The following is a 16,700-nucleotide window of genomic DNA, read 5'->3' as shown; positions in this document are numbered from 1 at the left end:
TCCTTTCAGCAGCAGGGGGCGAGTTCGGCGACAAGCGGCGCGCACAGTTCCGCGTTGCCGCCGCAGCAATCCTTGAGGAGGAACAGCATCAGCCCGCGCAGACCGTCCAGGTCAGCGCGATAGATGATCGAGCGGCTATGCCGTTCGGATTGGACGAGACCGGCGCGGGCGAGGATACCGAGATGCGCCGACATGGTGTTCTGCGGCACGTCGAGCTGACGAGCGATGTCGCCGGCTGCCATGCCGCTTGGCTCATGCCGCACCAACAGGCGGAAGACATCGAGTCGTGTCGCTTGCGCGAGCGCGCTCAAAGCGGAGATAGCCGACTCGCTTTCCATATATCCAGCATAGCGGATATATCGCGACAGGCTAGTCGCATTGGCCCGTCATTTCGTACCTTACCCTTCCGCGACGATCGCTTCCTGTTCCGGTGCGGGAAGGTGGCGGTACAAGGTCGGCACCGAGACGCCGATCGCCGGCGCGATCTCACGCATCGGCATACCAGACGCCAAGAGTTTGCGAGCCGCCTCCAGCCGCTTGGGCGTCATCACCGTTTTTCGGCCGCCTACCCTCCCCTCACGCCGCGCCACGGCCAAGGCGGCCGTCGTGCGTTCGCGATTAAGGTCGCGCTCCATCTCCGCCATCGCGGCCATGATGTGGAAGACGAGCTTGCCGGCAGTGCCTGCCGTGTCGATCCCGTCGGTCAGGGACCGGAACCCAATGCCTCGCTCGGCCAAATCAGCGGCCAGGTCGACCAGCCCTTTCATCGTGCGGCCGAGACGATCGAGCTTCCAAACTACCAGGACATCACCAGCGCGCGCGTGCGACAGCGCATCGGCCAAGCCGACGCGGTTCGCCTTGGCGCCACTGGCCTTGTCGCTGAAGGTCCGCTCGCAGCCCGCCTCGCGCAGCGCATCGAGCTGAGGCGTCAAATCCTGTTCGGGGGTCGAGACCCGTGCGTAGCCGATCAGCATGGAAGGTTCTCAAAACTCATCTCGCGTGCCTAGCATGGGCTCCAGCAATCGAGAATGTGTTTGATACGCCCGCATCCCCTGCTAGACGTTCTCACATGGTGGCGCGTCAAAATCGATCGTGGCTGTTGAAAATTTCCGGCGGACGCTGAACGCCACCTCAAGAACTGCCGCAACTGGCATTCTGAGGGGTCTCACATTGATCCGCCTTCAAACTTTGACGGGCAGTCTCAATGTAACGCCGAAACCGCTCTCGGGTCGCGTAAGGGCAGCATCGCCACCATGCCCAATAGCCACGGCGCGAACCAGCGCCAGGCCAAGGCCGTGTCCATCGGTGGTGCGCGACACCTCCGTACGAGCGAACCGCTGAAACAGTCGTCCGGCGTCGGCGGGAGAAACACCCGGACCGTCATCCTCCAGTGTCACCTCGATCCCATCCTGCAACAACCTGGCGGAGAGCATCGCGGCCGTGCCTGCCGGCGTGTGCCGCAACGTGTTCTCCAGCAGGTTCGACAATGCCTGTGCGAGCAGGCGGCGGTCGCCCTCGATATGCAGCCCGCGCACGATGTCGACTGTCAGGGCATGGCCGGCAGCCTCGAAGTCGGGGCGATAGGTTTCGGCCATGTCCTCCAGCAGCGCCGACAGATCGACCGTTCCCAACGCTCGACGTTCAGCCAGCCCCTCGACCTCAGCTATGCGGAGCAGCGCCGCGAAGATCTCCAGCAAGTCGTCGGCTTGCCGCCGGGCGGAATCGATCGCGCCTGGGTCACCGGCCGCGGCGCGATCGAGCTGGTTGCACAGGCGGGTGAGCGGCGTGCGTAGATCGTGCGCGACGTCGGTCGACACCTGCCGCAGATTGTCCATCAGCGCCGCCATACGGTCGAGCATCCGATTGAGCGTCGCGGCAAGGCGATCGAACTCGCTGTCGGACCCGTCGCGCGGCACCCGCTGCGTCAGATCGCCGGCGATGATTGCCTGCGCCGTGGCATCGATGTGAGACAGGCGGCGCCGCGTCAGCCATCCGACCAGTATCGCCGCGCCGATCCCGAGCGCCAGCACCGCGCCCAGCGCTCCGGCGAACAGCGCCGCCAGCGTGCTGTCGATCGCGTCTAGGTCGCGACGATCGGCGACGACGACGAGAAGCCCACCGGCCAAGGGCGTGGCGAGCGCCTGGCCGACGCCGGTGATATCGCCGCGGCGAAAGCCGAAATGCTCCTGGTAGCCGGGTTCGGGCGGCGCAAGCGGGGCGATGGTGGCGGCGACCGTCCGCCCGTTGCGGCCGACCAGCAGATAGTCGAGACTCGCTTCGTTCCGCGTTTCCTCGCGCAGACGGATCGCCTCGGCGACCCCCGCCAGTCCCGCTTCGCTCGCCTCGGCAACGAGCGCGCGCGTTTCCACCGCGACGCGGTGGTCTAGCTGTTCCTCCAGCGCCTCGTGCGTCACCTCATAGGCGACCGCGCCGATCGCGAGCGTCGCCGCGGCGAAGGCCAGCGCGACCAGCACGACGATGCCGAAGGTAGAGCGCCACAGGCGGCGGATCATCGTCACGCGTCCCGGATCATGTAGCCCGCCCCGCGCACCGTCTCGATCGCGTCCACGTCAAACCCGGCGTTGAGCTTGGAGCGCAGTCGGCTCAGATGCGTCTCGACGATATTGGTCTTCGGATCGAAATCGAAGTCCCACACGCGTTCGAGCAGCATGGTCCGAGTCATCACCCGGCGCGGGTTGCGCATCAGCTCGGCGAGCAGCGCGAACTCGCGCGGTTGCAGGGTCACGCGCCGTCCGGCCCGTTCCACCGTGCGACGATGCAGGTCGAGCACAATGTCGCCGACCCGGAGCAGGTGGGCATCGTCGCCGCGCGGTACCGGCCGGCGCGCCAGCGCATTGAGGCGCGCGGCCAACTCGGAAAAGGCGAAGGGCTTGACCAGATAGTCGTCGGCGCCGCCTTCCAGCCCCTCCACCCGGTCCGCGATCCCGCCGACCGCGGTCAGCATCAGGACCGGCGTCGCGTCGCCGGCCGCGCGCAGCGCCCGGACCAGGGCGAGGCCGTCGAGGCCGGGCAGCATCCGGTCGACCACGATCGCGTCGAACCCGCCCCCGGTCGCCTGGAACAGGCCGTCCCGGCCGTCCGCGCTGACCGCGACCTGGTGCCCGGCCTGACCCAGCCCCTGCGCCACGAAGGCGCGGGTGTCGGCATCATCCTCGACGATCAATATCCGCATTGCCCGACTATCGCCTGCCGGCGTCGGTTCGCCAACCGCCGCCCAGCGCACGGAACAGCGCCACCTCGTTCTGCGACACCGCCAGATCGGACTGGACCTGTTGCAGCGTCGCCGATGCTGTGGCCCGCTGCGCATCGACCTGAAGCAGGCCGGGCGCATCGCCGAGGCGGACACGCGCACCCGCCCGGCGCGCATAGGCCTGCGCCTCGCGCGACGCGGTCGCCAGATCGCGGTTGCGGCGCGTCTCGGCATCGTAGGCCGCCAGCGCCGTCTCCACCTCGCGCAGAGCACGGAGGACGGCCACGTCCCATCCGGCGATCGCCGCGCGCTCGGTCGCGCGGGCCTGCTCCAGCCGCGCGCGGGCGGGCGCCTGATTGGGGAACGCCCAGCTGACGAGCGGCGATGCGACGGCCTTGAACCCGCCCGACAGCAATCCGAGCGCTCCGCCCAGATTGACGCGCGGGTAGAGGTCCGCCCGCGCCACCCCGATCCGCGCCGCGGCAGCGGCAAGGCGTCGCTCCGCCTCGCGAACGTCGGGGCGCCGGAGCAGCAGCGCGGTCCCGTCGCCGACCGGCGCAGCGGTGCGCAGCCGGGGCGCGGCGGTGCAGGCGAAGCGATAGCCCCGCGCTTCCGCCGGGGGGCGCCCCTGCAACGTTGCGAGCCGATACAGCGCGTTGGCACGCTGTGCCTCGAACGGGGCGATGGCGGCGCGGGTGGCGGCCGCGATGGTCGCGACCTGCGATACCTCCAGCGGCGACACTTCGCCCGCCCGAAACTGTTCGCGCACGAGCGCGACCAACCGGTCCTGTGCCGCCGCGACCTCGCGCGCGGTCGCGATGGCGCGGGTCGATCCGCACAGGTCGACATAGGCGAGCACGGTGTCGGCCACCACGGCAACGCGCAAGCCATCGACGACCGCGGCTTGCGCCTCGGCATCCGCACCCGCCGCGGTCGCGGCGGACCGCAGCCGCCCGAACAGGTCGAGATCCCAGCTCGCCGTCGCGGCGATATCATAGTCCGTCGTCGGCACGTTGCCCGACGCGCTCGGTTGCGAGGCGGGGTTGTCGACCCCCAACGCGCTCTCGATCGTCGTCTGCGGCAGCCGCGCCGCCCGTGCCTGCCGCAGAGCGGCGCGAGCGCCGTCCAAATTGGCGTAGGCGACGCGCAGATCGGCATTGGCGGCGAGCGCCGATCGCACCAGTCCGTCGAGGACCAGATCGTCGTAGAGCCGCCACCAGTCATCCGGCACCGGCGCGATTGACGCGACGGGAAGCCGGGCGAACTCGCCCGTCGCGCTAGGCGGGGCGATTGTCGGCGGAGGTGCGGGCACGCTCATGCACGCGGACGCGAGAAGGGCAACACCGGGGGCCAGACGACGGATCATGCCAGTGCCTCCTTGGCTGCGGTTGCAGGCGGCACGGTGCGGTCCCTGCCATAGCGAGCATACAGCGCGGGCAGCAGCAGCAGGTTGAGCGCGGTCGACGAAATGAGGCCACCGAGGATCACGATCGCCATCGGATGCTCGATCTCGTGCCCGGGCGCATTGCCCGCCACGATCAGCGGCACCAGCGCCAGTCCCGCGCAGGCGGCCGTCATCAGGATCGGCACCAGTCGCTCTTCCGCACCGCGCATTACCAGCTCGCGCCCGAAGGTCATGCCCTCGTGCCGTTCGAGATGCTGATAGTGCGACAGCAGCATGATGCCGTTGCGCGCGGCGATGCCGATGACGGTGACGAACCCAACCAGCGAGCCGAGCGACAGCACCCCGCCGGTGACGGCCACGGCGACCACCCCGCCGACCAGCGCGAAGGGCAGGCTGACACCGACCAGCGCGGTGATCCGGCGCGAGCGAAACTCCATCCAGACGAGCAGCAGGATGCCGACGAGGCATAACGCGCCGATGCTCCAGAGGCGGCTGCGCGATTCCTTCAGTGCGGCATATTCGCCGAGCACCTGCGGATGATAGCCGGTCGCGAACGGCACCCTGGCGACCGCGGCGTCGACCGCCTGCGCGACCGTGCCGAGGTCCGCGCCCGCGACGTTCATCGTGACGTCGAGCCGGCGCTGGCCGTTCTCGCGCTTCACCTCGTTGGGGGCGGGTGCGATCTCGATATCGGCGACATCGCCGAGCCGCACCGGCGCCCCGGCGACCGCATTGCCGGCCGCGGGCACCTGGATCATCAGGTCGCGCAAGGCGTGGACGCTGTTACGCACCGCCGGCTCGCCCCAGACAGCCACGTCGAAGGCGCGCTGGTCGCGGTAGATTTCGCCGACCTTGGCCTGCGCGACCAGCACCTGCGCCTGCCGGCGCACCTCGCCCGCGGTGAGGCCGAACCGCGCCAGTTCGCCCGCACGTGGTCGGATGCGGATCTGCGGCACGAGCACCTGCGATTCCAGCTTAAGGTCGGACACGCCCGGAACCCCACTGATCGCCTCACGGACGCGGGCACCGGCCGCGCGCAGCTCCGCCTGGTCCGGGCCGTAGATGCGCACGACGATGGTCGCACCGGCACCCGTCAGCACCTCCTTGATCCGCTCGCGCAGATAGGTGAGCACGTCGCGATAGAGGCCGGGGTAGCCCTCGACCACTTCCTTGATCCGCTTCACCGACGCATCGTAATCGGCGTTCTCGTCGAGGCTGATCCAGAGTTCGGTGAAGTTGGGGCCGACCACTTCGTCGGCCTGTTCGGCGCGGCCGATATGCGCGCCGAAGTTGCGGACGCCGGGGATGCTGCGCAGCTCCTTCGACGCGCGGATCGTGATCCGGTCCATCGCCTCGATCGACGTCCCCGGCTTCTCGACGAAGTGCATCAGGAAGTCGGTTTCGCGGAAGTCGGGCAGGAACTGGTCCTTGAACGTCGCATAGCCGACACCGGCGAGCAGCAGCCCACCCGCGACGATCCCGACCGCCATCGCCGGCTGAGCGACCACGCGCGGCAGGAAGCCGACGTAGCGGCGCTTCATCGCCGCGACGAAGCGGGTGTCGCGCTCCGCCTTCAGCGGCGCGTTCGGGAGCAGGAGAAGGCACATCGCCGGCGTGACGGTCAGCGCGACCAGCAGCGACATCCCGATCGCCAGCACATAGGCGATGGCGAGGGGCTGGAAGAAGGTGCCCGCGACCCCGCCCAGGAAGAAGATCGGCACGAACACCAGCATCACGATCAGCGAGGCGAAGACGACCGCCGAGCGTACCTCCAGCGAGGCGGCGAGCACCAACGCGAACGCCGGCTTCGGATCGGCCGCCTCGCGGTTCAGTCGGAGACGGCGCGCGATATTCTCCACGTCGATGATCGCATCGTCGACCACCTCGCCCAACGCGATGACGAGGCCGGCGATAATCATCACGTTGATCGTCGCGCCCGACCAGAGCAGCATCAGACCCGCGCCGAGCAGCGACAGCGGGATCGCGACGAGGCTGATCGTCGCCTGCCGCCAGTCGCGGGTGAAGAGGAACAGCACCGCCGCCACCAGCGCGCAGCCGATCATCAGCGCGCGGGTGAGATTATCGATCGAGCGTTCGATGAAGGTCGCCGGGCGGAAGATGGTCGTGTCGACCTTCACGTCCTTGAGGCCGGGCTTCAGCTCGGCGAACGCGGCCTCGACCGCGCGGGTCAGCTCCAGCGTGTTGGCCGTCGGCTGCTTCTCGACGATCAGCATGATGCCCGGGCCGTCGTCGATGATGGCGTTGCCGATCGGCGCATTGAAACCGTCGACCACGCGGGCGACGTCGCCGATCCTGACCGGTGCTTCGCCCGCCTGCCTGACGACCGCCTGTGCCAGCTCGGCTGCGGTCTGCACCGTGCCGGTCTGCTGGACGGCGAGGCGCTGGTTGGGCGTGTCGACGAACCCGCCACCCCCAACCAGCACGGCGTCGCCGGCGGCCGCGCGCACCTCCGCCAGCGTCACACCGGCCGCGCGCAGCCGGTCGGGATCGACCAGCACCTGCAACTGCCTGTCACGCTGGCCCCACACCGCGACGTTCGCGACGCCGGGGACGGCCATCAGCCGCGGGCGGATGGTCCAGCGCACCAGCTCGGACAATTGCATCTGGTCGAGCTTCGTCGACGACAGCCCGACCTTCATCGCCCGGCTCGTCGACGACAGCGGCGGCATCAGCACCGGCTGACGCGCCGCGAGCGGCAGCCGCGGCTGCACCTGCGCGATCCGCTCGCCGACCATCTGGCGGGCGCGGATTACGTCGGACCCGCGCTCGAACAGGATCTGTACCGACGACAGGCCCAGCACCGACTTGGATCGCAGCGTCATCAGGCCGGGCACGCCGTTGACCGCCGTCTCGATCGGCACCGTCACCAGGCTCTCGACCTCCTCGGTCGACAGCCCTGGCGCCTCGGTCTGGATTTCCACCATCGGCGGGGCGAACTCGGGGAACACGTCGAGCGGCACGTCGCGCCCGGCGCGAATGCCGAGCACGACCAGCAAGGCGGCCAGCGCGAGGACGAGGACGCGCTGCGCCAGCGCGAAATGGACGAGTCGGCCGAGCATCAGTGCGCCGCCCCGAACTCTGTCCCGAACAGCTCGGCCGCACCACCGGTGACGACTTGCGCGCCGGCCGTCAGCCCGCGCGACAGCAGTGCCCGTCCGTCGTTTTCCGATGCCACCTCGACGCGCTGTCGCACGAAGGTGTTGGGCGCGGTCCGCTGATAGACCCACTCGCCACCGTAGACATCGCGGAGGATCGCAGCAGACGGCACCGACAATCCCTCGGTCTGTCCGGCGAGCGGCAGGTCCACCGCGACCCGCTGGCCGACGCGGAAGGCGCGGTCGCGATTGTCGATGGCGAAATACAGATCGACCGTGCCCGTGACGGTGTTGGCCGATGGCGGCGCCTGCACCGGACGGGCGCTGCGTGGCGCGCCGGCGTCGCCGAGCGTGCGGACCGTCGCGGCGGCCTCTCGACGCACATTCCCCATGTCGCTGCCGAACACTGACGCGCGGACCCACAGTACCGCTTGCGAACCGAGCGAGGCGACCGCCGGCCCAAGCAAACGGCGCTGCTGACGTGCCGCGCCTAGCGCCGCCTGCGCCGCAGCCAGCGCAGCCGCAGCTTCATCGCGTGCCCGCACGCTGCCGGCCTCCTCGCGCACCAGGCTCTCGGCCCGGTCGAGCGCGATCCTCGCCAGCCTCGCTTGCGCCGTAGCGCGGGCCAGTTCGGCGTCGGCCGCCGCCTGCTGGCTGCCGATCTGCTGGAGATTGGTGGTCGAGTTGACCGGCACGCCGTTGGGGCTGATCGGCGGCACCACGATCTCACCGGCGACCTCGCGCGAGGAGGAGGCCGATCCTCCACCCACCCTAGCTAGTGCGATGCCGAGACGCTCCTGAGCTTGGGGTGTAAGGGTCAGCTTCAACAGCTCGCTCTCATGCGTGATCGTCTCGGCATGGGCAGGCGGTGCGGGCGGCTTCGCGGCCTTCTCGCCGCAACCGGCGAGCAGGATCGGGATCAGAAGGAAGGTCTGGCGCATCGTGACGGCTTAGTCACGAAAGAGTGGGCGCTACTGGAGCCGACTATACAAAATCCCAACGTAGCCGCGCCCCGCTCTGATTGAAAACGAAGGGACCGAAGGTCATACCCGACTCTCATTCGGTTTCTGCGGCCCGTGAATCTCGCACCCCCGTCAGGCGACGCCGCACGAACCATATTCCCGCCAGTACGGCCACGCCCAGCAGGAACAGGTCAATCTTGTGAAACAAGGCCGACAATCGCGGGTCCGTGTTCCAGCGGCTCCCGAGCACTTGGCCGGCATAGGCCAATCCCAGGCACCAGGGCAGTGATCCTATGAACGTGTAAAGGTGAAAGCGCAGCAACGGCATCTGGGCGATCCCCGCAGGTAGCGCGATGAACGAGCGGATGCCTGGCATCATCCGACCGATCAGAACAGCCGCACCGCCGAAGCGGTCGAAAAACCGTTCCGATCGGTCGAGATCCTCGGATGTGAGCAAGAGCCAGCGTCCGTAACGGGCGACCATGGGACGGCCGCCGCGGCGCCCCGCCTCATAAGCAAGGGCCGACCCGAGATTGCAGCCGATCGCCCCCGCAATCGCTACCAGCCACAGGTCGAGGCGACCGGTCGAGACCAGATAGCCGCTGAACGGCATGATGATTTCAGACGGCAGAGGGATGCAGGCGCTTTCGAGAGCCATCAGGCCGATGATGCCGATATATCCGGTCGCAGCGATCGCGGCGACGATCCAGCCCGCTAGCGTCGCTATGAAATTGCTGAGCCCATTCATTTTTTGGTGTCCTCGGCGCGTGAGTTTTCTTGCGCAAATGCGTGCAAACGCTCGTTGGCCGCCTGAAATGACCGGCAAGCGTCGGGTCTTCGATCATGAGCTAGCGGATAGACGGCCAGCGGCTTGGCGCGGAATTCATGTCATCGGTCAAAGCGAAAACCCGCGTCACGATGGCGGTCCAACCCAGACCGACTGCCCAGCCAGCGGCCACATCCGTTGGCCAGTGTACGCCAAGGATGATCCGTGAAGCCCCGATCGCGAAGATCAGCACCATGGCAACGACGATCGCGACTGTCCCTCACGATCGCCACCAGCCTCCGCCGCCATGACGATCGCCAAAGAGCCATAGACGAAAGCGGAGTCCATGGCGTGCCCGCTCGGGAAGCTGGCCGTTCGAACATCAACAAGATGCGCGACAATCATCGGCCTAGGCCGGTCTACAATTGCCTTCAGAACGCTGATGATAATGGCCCCACCTGCGGTCGTGCTCGCAAGATAGGCGCACAATCGCCAGCGTTGCCTGATCGCCAGATATCCAAGCCCGATCGCGGTCATGATCCACAAGGTCGAATTGTTACCCATCATGGTCACATCGCGGGCGATGACGATGAGCGGACCATGATCGCCGGTGCGCTCGCGCATCCACAGCAGGATGGCCGGGTCGAAGCCCGTCATCCGGCCTGTCGCGAAGAACGCCGCCACTACGAGTAGAAGCGCTCCGCCAAATGCGAACAGAGCGCCCCCGGCAAGAATCCGCATAGCCGCCTTTGCCCGGCTCACCGTCACGCCGGCTTCACGACCAGGACCCTGAATGTGCCGGGCGTTGCGACCGGGCGGGTGCCGGGCTGCGCTGGCGGGGCAAACGACGCCGTCGGCAGGTAGATGGCACCGCTGTCTGGATCGAGTGCACCCGTCCGGGCACCCACGGCAGTCTTGATACGCCCCACGCGCGTCACGAGGGGGCCTTCGAGAGACAGCACGTCCAGCACTCCATCCCTGCCGCAGGGAATGAACGCCAAGCGACGCTGCGGATCCAGAATGACGGCATCTGGGCCTGCACCTATGTCAACCAGCTGCGAAAGTTTGCGGTTCGAGCCAGCGACGATGGCCGCCTTACCGTTGGCACACGCGGCGATGAGGCGATCCGTTTTCGCGTCATAGGCGAGGCCAGACGGCTCGGTGCACCCTGGCAAGGCGATCGGCGCAGCGGCCGTGCCGCGACGGATGTCGACGACCTCGATCTCGTTTGCGTCCTCGTCGTTGACGAACAGCGTGCCGTTCGGCGTCAGCGCGGCATATTCAAGGCCGGGCTTGAGCTGCACAGTGCGCAACGTCCGCATCGCTGTCGTGTCGATGATCGATACCGAGCCGGCCTTGGCATTCATGACAAAGCCGGTCTTGCCATCAGCGGAGACGATCGCAGCGTCGGGTTTTTCGCCGACCGCGACACGGCCCAGTTCGCGACCATCGGAGGTTGAGAGAAAGCGGACCGAGGCATCGTCGCCGCTCGTCGCCATGAGGCGCCCGCCGGAAAGCGGTACGACCGCATGACCGTGCGCGATGGTGCCGATCGAGCCGACTGCCCGCTCACGTCTGGTGTCGATGACGGTGACCGAGGTCGACCGCGCAATGTAGAGGCGGTAATCGACGGGATCGACGCGGGCATAATCCCATCCCCCGCCGTCCGGACCGGAGATCGTAGCTGCGATGCGGTAGGCTGGCACCGGCGGGGCAGCCCCCGCCGCGAAGGATGTCAGCGCCAAGATGGCAGTCGTCAGTACGCGCTTCATCGTGCAGGTTCCTGTTCTGGAATGGCAGGATCATGGTCGGAATGGGGTAGGGTCAGCCGAACGAGGATCGGCATTGCCAAGAGTACGAGCGGATACTGCAGCAACAGGCCGGCGATGATCGCGATTGCGAGTGGTTGCTGAATGCCCGAGCCCTGACCGATCGCGAGCGCCAGCGGCAGCAACGTCAAAATCGCCGCCAGCGTCGTCATCGTGATCGGGCGCAGGCGATTGCGGCTCGCTTCGCGCGTCGCCACGACGGGCGGCATGGTGTGGCAGAGTTCCTCGAACTCGGAGACGTAGAAGATCGCCATCTCGGTGCCGATGCCGATGATCATCGTCATGCCCATCAGCGCCGTGATGTTGAGGTCGACGCCTGCGAGCCACAGGGCGGTGAATACTGCCGTGGTCGACAGCAGCGAGCAGCCGATGATAATGACGGGCAACCAGAACCGCCGGTAAAGCACAAGGAGCAACACCAGCTCGGCGACGAGGGCTGCGCCGAATACCTTGATGAGGCCTGCGAAGGCGATCTGCTGCTGCTGATAGAGGCCGCCCAGCTCGTAGCGGATACCGGGTGCCAGTACGCCTGGCTGGTCGAGGGCCTTGGTCACGTCGCCGATGGCAGCACCTATCCCCCGTCCCTGAATGCGACCGGTCACGGCCACCATCGGTTCCAGGTTCTCGCGGGCGATCTGCGGTTGTCCGACGACCGCCTCGATGGATGCGACGCGCAACAGCGGAAACACATGGCCGTCGGTGGCACGGATGGGCAGTTGCGCAAGCCCGGACTGGCTGATCGTCATCGCCTGCGGAAGCCGGACGCGCACGTCGATGGCCTTATCGGGTCGGGCAAGGGTTGTGGCGACAGTGCCGCTCAGGGCGGTCGACAGCTGTGCCTCAACGTCTGACGGCACGACCCCTTCCACGCCGGCGCGGACCGGATCGACGCGGACATCGAGCGCGTCACCTGCCAGTTGAACGCCGTCCTTCACCTCGACGACGCCATCGATCCTTTCGATCAGGGCAGCGACCTTCTTCGCTTGGCCATCGAGCACGGTTGGGTCGGACGAGTAGAGCTTGACTTCGATCGGCTGCGGGACGGCGGTCAGATCGCCGATCAGATCCTCGATGAGTTGTGCGACCTCGACCTGGACGCCTGGCACCTTGACCCCGATCTCGTCGGCGACGCTGGCGGCCACCTCCTCGGTCGGGCGGCTGTGGTTCGGCTTCAGCCGGACGAAATAGTCGCCGTGATAGCTCTGGCCGAGATCGCCACCGAGGCCGGTGCCGAGCCGCCGGGAGAAGGTCAGCACCTCCGGATTGGCCCGCAGCAGCTGGTCGATCTGACCGACCTGACGCCCGCTTTCGTCAAGCGAGGTGCCGGGAGCGGTGTAGTAATCCATGACGAAGCCGCCTTCGTCGACCTTCGGCATGAAGCCTGTCGGCACCTTGGAATAGCCGATATAGCCGACCGCCAGGAGCGGGACGAGGATGACAAGGAGCAGCCACGGTCGGGCTGACAGGCGATCGAGGCCTTTGTCGTGAATGACGGCGAGGCGTCCCTCGCCGGCGACGCCGGGGTCTCGCCATGTACGGAAGTCCACCAGCCATCGCACGAGGACCGGTACGACGAAAGCGGTCATCGCCCAGGAAATGGCGAGCGCGGCCGCCATCGTCACTGACAGCGCCTTGGAGAAGGCGCCGGTCACACCGGTCAGGAATGACAGCGGCAGGAACACGATCAACGTCGCGATGCTCGATCCGGTCAGCGGTGCCATGAACTCGCGCGCGGCCGGGATGACCGCAGCGTTGCCAGCGATGTCTCCGCCCGGCGTCACCTCGCCGGCGCGTCGGGCGATATGCTCGACCATGACGATGACGTCGTCGATCAGCAGCCCGACCGCGGCCGCGATGCCGCCGAGGGTCATGATGTTGAAGCTCATGCCGAGGATGCTCAGCACCAGCACCGTGGTCGCCAGTGTGGCCGGTACGACGATGATGGCGACGAGCGTCACGCGCCAGCTGCGCAGGAACAGGAGGAGCACCAGCGCGGCGAGCATGAGGCCGATCAGCACAGCGTCACGCACGCTCGCGACCGATTGGGTCACCAGCTCGCTCTGATCGTACCAGTTGACCAGCCTGACCCCGGCCGGCAGCTTCACGCCCGCCAGCTTTACCTGCACTTGCCTTGCGATCTGGACCGCGTTGCCGTCCGGCTGCTCGTAGATGTTGAACAGTACCGCGGGTTTCCCGTCCTCGACGATCCGCTGCCAGACGGGCACGGCACCGGTCTGCACGGTCGCGACATCCCGCACCCGAACGACCCCTGCCGGGGCCGCCTTGACGACGATGTCACCGACCTGCGCCGCGCTGGCGACACTGCGATCGGCAATGACAAGCGAGAGCCGACCACGATCCTGGACCTGCCCGACCGCACTCAACACGTTGCCATTGCGGATAGCGGTCGCAAGGTCCGCCATGGCCAGGCCGTAGCTTGCGAGCCGTTGCGGGTCCGCGAGTACCTCGACCTCCGCGGTGTCGCCACCCTGCACACCGACCCTGGCGAGACCGGTGATCGAGGACAGCAGCGGGGTGATCTGAAGTCGCGCGAAATCCTGGAGTTGGGCCGGATCCGCTGTATCGGATACCAGGGCATAGGAGATGATCGGAAAAACGGTCGGGTCCATCCGGCGGACATTGTACTGCGTGCCAGCAGGCAGCGATGGCAGGATGCGGCCGACCGCGGTGTCGACCAGCAGCGTGCTCGCGATCATGTCGCGCCCCCAACCGAAGTCGATCGAGATCTGCGCCGTCCCGCGCGCCGTCTCCGAGCGGACGTTGTTTACGCCGGGGATGGCGCGGATTGCCTCCTCGACCGGGCGGGTGACAGTCAGCGCGGTCTGGTCGGCGGGGCGGCTCCCCGAGTCCAGGTCGACCACGACCCGCGGAAACGACACCTGCGGGAAGAGGCCAATTGGCAACGATAAGGCTGCGACGATCCCCGCGAGCGCCAGCGCCAGGCCGACGAGGACGAACGCGCGCGACTGGGTGCGCAGGAGACGCTCTAGCATTACCGGCTCCGGACCGCGTCGCCGTCAGTGACCTGATAGGCGCCTGCAACGATCAGCGGGAGGCGCGGTGAGAGGGCGCCGTCGACCACGTCGCCGGCGTCAGACGAAAGCCGGACGGCGACCGGAACCGCCTTGGCCTTGCCGTCCCGGACCTGGAAGACGCGCGGGCGACCGCCCGCGGTGACCACCGCCGCGTGCGGCACGACCCATCCGCCGACCTCGCCGGTACGGATGTCGACCTGCATCGGCTCACCCGGCAGCAACGCCCCCGCCGGAAAGGACAGGTCGACGTCGACCATCTTGGTCACGGCGTTCAACGCGCCGTCAACCCGGACGACACGACCCTCGAGCGTGCCGCCCCCGGACAGGCGCTTCAATGACGCACCTTGGCCGACGGTGACGCCTCCACGCTGCGAAGGATCGATCCCCACGGTTACGACGATTCCGCCTGACCGCGCGACCGTCAGGATCGTGGCGCCTGCAGCGGTGCGGTCCCCTTGCGCCACGGCTACGGCGGTGACGACGCCAGAAAACGGTGCCGTGATGGTATGAATCGGCGCCCCGGCGCCCTCTGCCCGAAGCGCGGCCAGCACTGTTCGGGCGTCGTACACCGCCTTGTCGGCCTGCACCAACTGATCGGTTGTTGCGAGCTGCTGCGCTAGAAGCTGCGCCGTGGTGGCGCGCGCCTTCTGCGCTGCGGCGAGAGCGCTCACCGCTTGTTCGTAGGTGCTGCGCGAAGTTGGCGCAGTGACGAAGGTTGCCAGCGGCTGACCCATCTTCACGGCGCTGCCGGGCGCGACGAACAGCCGCGTGACCTGGCCCGGCTGCGCCTCGCTGAAGGTGCGGGTGCCGATCTCGGACGGTGCCACGGAACCGTAAGCGGTGACGATCGCCGGCAGCGCACCCTGGCGGGGTGCGACGGTGCCGACGAGGACGCTGGGCGTCGGGGTATCGCTGGCATCCGGCGTGGTGGACGTTCCGCTGCACGCTGCGACCAGCAGCAGAAGAAGGGCAGCGGAGATCCTCGTGGGTATTGGAGTCACCGGACCGTGCCCGCTTGCTCTGGCGGCAGGTCGGCCGTCGGCAGGCCGTCGCCTACCAGCGTCTGGATGGCGATCTGCCGATCGAACAGCGCGAGTTCCAGGGTCATGATCTCCTCTTCCTTGGCGAAGCGGTTGGAGACGAGGTCGACATAGCCGCGCTCGTCGATGTTGGAGGCGCCGAACGCCGCCTGCGCCCGGGCCGCGGCGGTACGAGCGGCAGGCAGATCACGGCGCGCGATCGCGAGTTGCGCCGCAAGCTGTTCATATTCCCGCAGCAGCGCGCCGACCGTCCCGGTAGCGGCCGCCAGCCGCGCCGCGTAATCGGCGTGAAGCTGTGCCCGCGTTGCCCGCGCGACCGCGACATTGCCCTGGTTGTGATCGAAGATGGGCAGACCGACCTGCGCGTTCGGCCCGCCGTTGATGACCTTCGAACTGTCGCTCGATGCGGAGCCGCCAAGGATCAGGTCGGGAAATTGCGATAGGATCGCGACGCGCAGTTGCTCGTCCGCGGCGTCATAGCCGAGGCGTAGCGCGAGCAGATCGGGCCGGCGATCGGGGAGTGTCGCAAGCCCGGCACGGATCGTGGCAGGGTCGAACCGCGGCAGGTCGGGCTCGGTTGCGAGCGGCACGACCGCGTCCGGCGTCAGGCCCAGCAGGGCGTTCAGCTGGTGACGCTGTGAGAGCAAAGTCTGGTCGAGCGTGTTGAGCGATGTCCGCGCCGCCTGAAGCGCGACACGGTCCGGGGCGACGGTGACAAGCGTCACGGTTCGCGCCGCCAGCGCGCGCTCGAGCTTGCCGTTCCGGTCAGACAGGAGATCGTAGGCCGCGACATAGGTCGGGCGGCTGCGCGTGCCGATAATGATGTCGGTGGCAAGCTGGCGCGCCTGTCCGGCAACCTGCCATTCCTGCCAGACGAGATCGGCCGCGACCTGCCGGGTGCTCGCAGTGGCAGCGCGGCGTTGCGCACGATAGGTGACGAGGCTCTTGATGTCCTGCGCCAGCCCTAGATTCCAGGCCGGGACAGTGCCCGCCCCCGAAAGCAGAGGCAGGAAAGCGCCCGACAGGGACGGATTGGCGAGGATCGAGGCTTGCGTGGCCTGGCCCTCGGCAATGCCCCGCTTCAAGCGTGCCGCGCGAAGGTCCGGGTTGTTCGCCAGCGCCAACGTAACGACATCGCCAACCGACAGCGCTCCATGATCCTCCGCGGCCCCCTGGAGCGCACCGATTGACGGCGCGAGCGGTAAATCTCGCGTGAGCGGAAGTGGGGTGTAATGCGCGCATCCCGCCAGCAACGCTGCGAGCATAACGGGCTGAACGCCCTTCCTGGTCCCCCTGATCAGCATCTTTCTGTCGC

Annotated in this window: 14 protein-coding genes; all 14 read right to left on the bottom strand. The window is 67.6% G+C overall.

Annotated features, from left to right (window positions below; translation table 11 throughout):
- Window positions 1-5: 5 nt before the first annotated feature.
- The 14 genes from ACP690_RS14030 to ACP690_RS13965 all read right to left on the bottom strand — a co-directional run bounded on the left by ACP690_RS14030 (window position 6) and on the right by ACP690_RS13965 (window position 16,650).
- Entirely contained in the window at window positions 6-338 is a 333-nt protein-coding gene (locus ACP690_RS14030) for an ArsR/SmtB family transcription factor (protein ID WP_114688967.1), read from the bottom strand.
- 60 nt (window positions 339-398) lie between these two features.
- The gene (locus ACP690_RS14025; RefSeq protein WP_114688966.1) at window positions 399-974 is read right to left on the bottom strand and encodes a recombinase family protein; all 576 of its coding nucleotides are present in this window, start codon (window positions 972-974) and stop codon (window positions 399-401) included.
- Window positions 975-1,181: 207 nt separating this feature from the next.
- Window positions 1,182-2,513 carry a sensor histidine kinase gene (locus ACP690_RS14020; RefSeq protein ID WP_426261590.1) on the bottom strand — a complete coding sequence of 444 codons (1,332 nt, stop codon included), beginning with the start codon at window positions 2,511-2,513 and terminating at the stop codon, window positions 1,182-1,184.
- A 2-nt stretch (window positions 2,514-2,515) separates the two neighbouring features.
- Entirely contained in the window at window positions 2,516-3,193 is a 678-nt protein-coding gene (locus ACP690_RS14015; protein WP_241889972.1) for a response regulator transcription factor, read from the bottom strand.
- A 7-nt stretch (window positions 3,194-3,200) separates the two neighbouring features.
- Window positions 3,201-4,577, bottom strand: a complete 1,377-nt coding sequence (locus ACP690_RS14010) for an efflux transporter outer membrane subunit (RefSeq protein ID WP_426261589.1) — start codon at window positions 4,575-4,577, stop codon at window positions 3,201-3,203.
- The gene (locus tag ACP690_RS14005) at window positions 4,574-7,696 is read right to left on the bottom strand and encodes an efflux RND transporter permease subunit (RefSeq protein ID WP_426261588.1); all 3,123 of its coding nucleotides are present in this window, start codon (window positions 7,694-7,696) and stop codon (window positions 4,574-4,576) included. The genes ACP690_RS14010 and ACP690_RS14005 overlap by 4 nt, the downstream gene beginning before the upstream one ends.
- On the bottom strand, window positions 7,696-8,673 hold the full coding sequence (locus tag ACP690_RS14000) for an efflux RND transporter periplasmic adaptor subunit (RefSeq protein WP_426261587.1): 978 nt from the start codon (window positions 8,671-8,673) through the stop codon (window positions 7,696-7,698). Before ACP690_RS14000 ends, ACP690_RS14005 begins: the two co-directional genes overlap by 1 nt.
- Window positions 8,674-8,788: 115 nt before the next feature.
- The gene (locus ACP690_RS13995; protein ID WP_241889970.1) at window positions 8,789-9,442 is read right to left on the bottom strand and encodes a DedA family protein; all 654 of its coding nucleotides are present in this window, start codon (window positions 9,440-9,442) and stop codon (window positions 8,789-8,791) included.
- Window positions 9,443-9,542: 100 nt separating this feature from the next.
- The gene (locus ACP690_RS13990; RefSeq protein WP_426261586.1) at window positions 9,543-9,716 is read right to left on the bottom strand and encodes a phosphatase PAP2 family protein; all 174 of its coding nucleotides are present in this window, start codon (window positions 9,714-9,716) and stop codon (window positions 9,543-9,545) included.
- Window positions 9,707-10,117 (bottom strand): phosphatase PAP2 family protein, encoded by a 411-nt coding sequence (locus ACP690_RS13985; protein ID WP_426261585.1) that lies wholly within the window; start codon window positions 10,115-10,117, stop codon window positions 9,707-9,709. Before ACP690_RS13985 ends, ACP690_RS13990 begins: the two co-directional genes overlap by 10 nt.
- A gap of 107 nt (window positions 10,118-10,224) precedes the next feature.
- Window positions 10,225-11,232, bottom strand: coding sequence for a YncE family protein (locus tag ACP690_RS13980; RefSeq protein WP_285139014.1), 1,008 nt, complete (start codon window positions 11,230-11,232; stop codon window positions 10,225-10,227).
- Window positions 11,229-14,303 carry an efflux RND transporter permease subunit gene (locus tag ACP690_RS13975; protein WP_315463122.1) on the bottom strand — a complete coding sequence of 1,025 codons (3,075 nt, stop codon included), beginning with the start codon at window positions 14,301-14,303 and terminating at the stop codon, window positions 11,229-11,231. Before ACP690_RS13975 ends, ACP690_RS13980 begins: the two co-directional genes overlap by 4 nt.
- Window positions 14,303-15,346, bottom strand: coding sequence for an efflux RND transporter periplasmic adaptor subunit (locus ACP690_RS13970; RefSeq protein ID WP_426261584.1), 1,044 nt, complete (start codon window positions 15,344-15,346; stop codon window positions 14,303-14,305). The genes ACP690_RS13975 and ACP690_RS13970 overlap by 1 nt, the downstream gene beginning before the upstream one ends.
- Complete coding sequence (locus ACP690_RS13965; protein WP_426289864.1) at window positions 15,343-16,650, bottom strand: TolC family protein; 1,308 nt, start codon at window positions 16,648-16,650, stop codon at window positions 15,343-15,345. Before ACP690_RS13965 ends, ACP690_RS13970 begins: the two co-directional genes overlap by 4 nt.
- Between the last annotated feature and the right edge of the window lie 50 nt (window positions 16,651-16,700).

This window comes from Sphingomonas sp. DC4900, assembly GCF_049896485.1.
Lineage (GTDB): Bacteria > Pseudomonadota > Alphaproteobacteria > Sphingomonadales > Sphingomonadaceae > Sphingomonas > Sphingomonas aquatilis.
The sequence above is the reverse complement of the archived record's forward strand: the minus strand, read 5'-3'. Positions and strand labels throughout refer to the sequence as shown.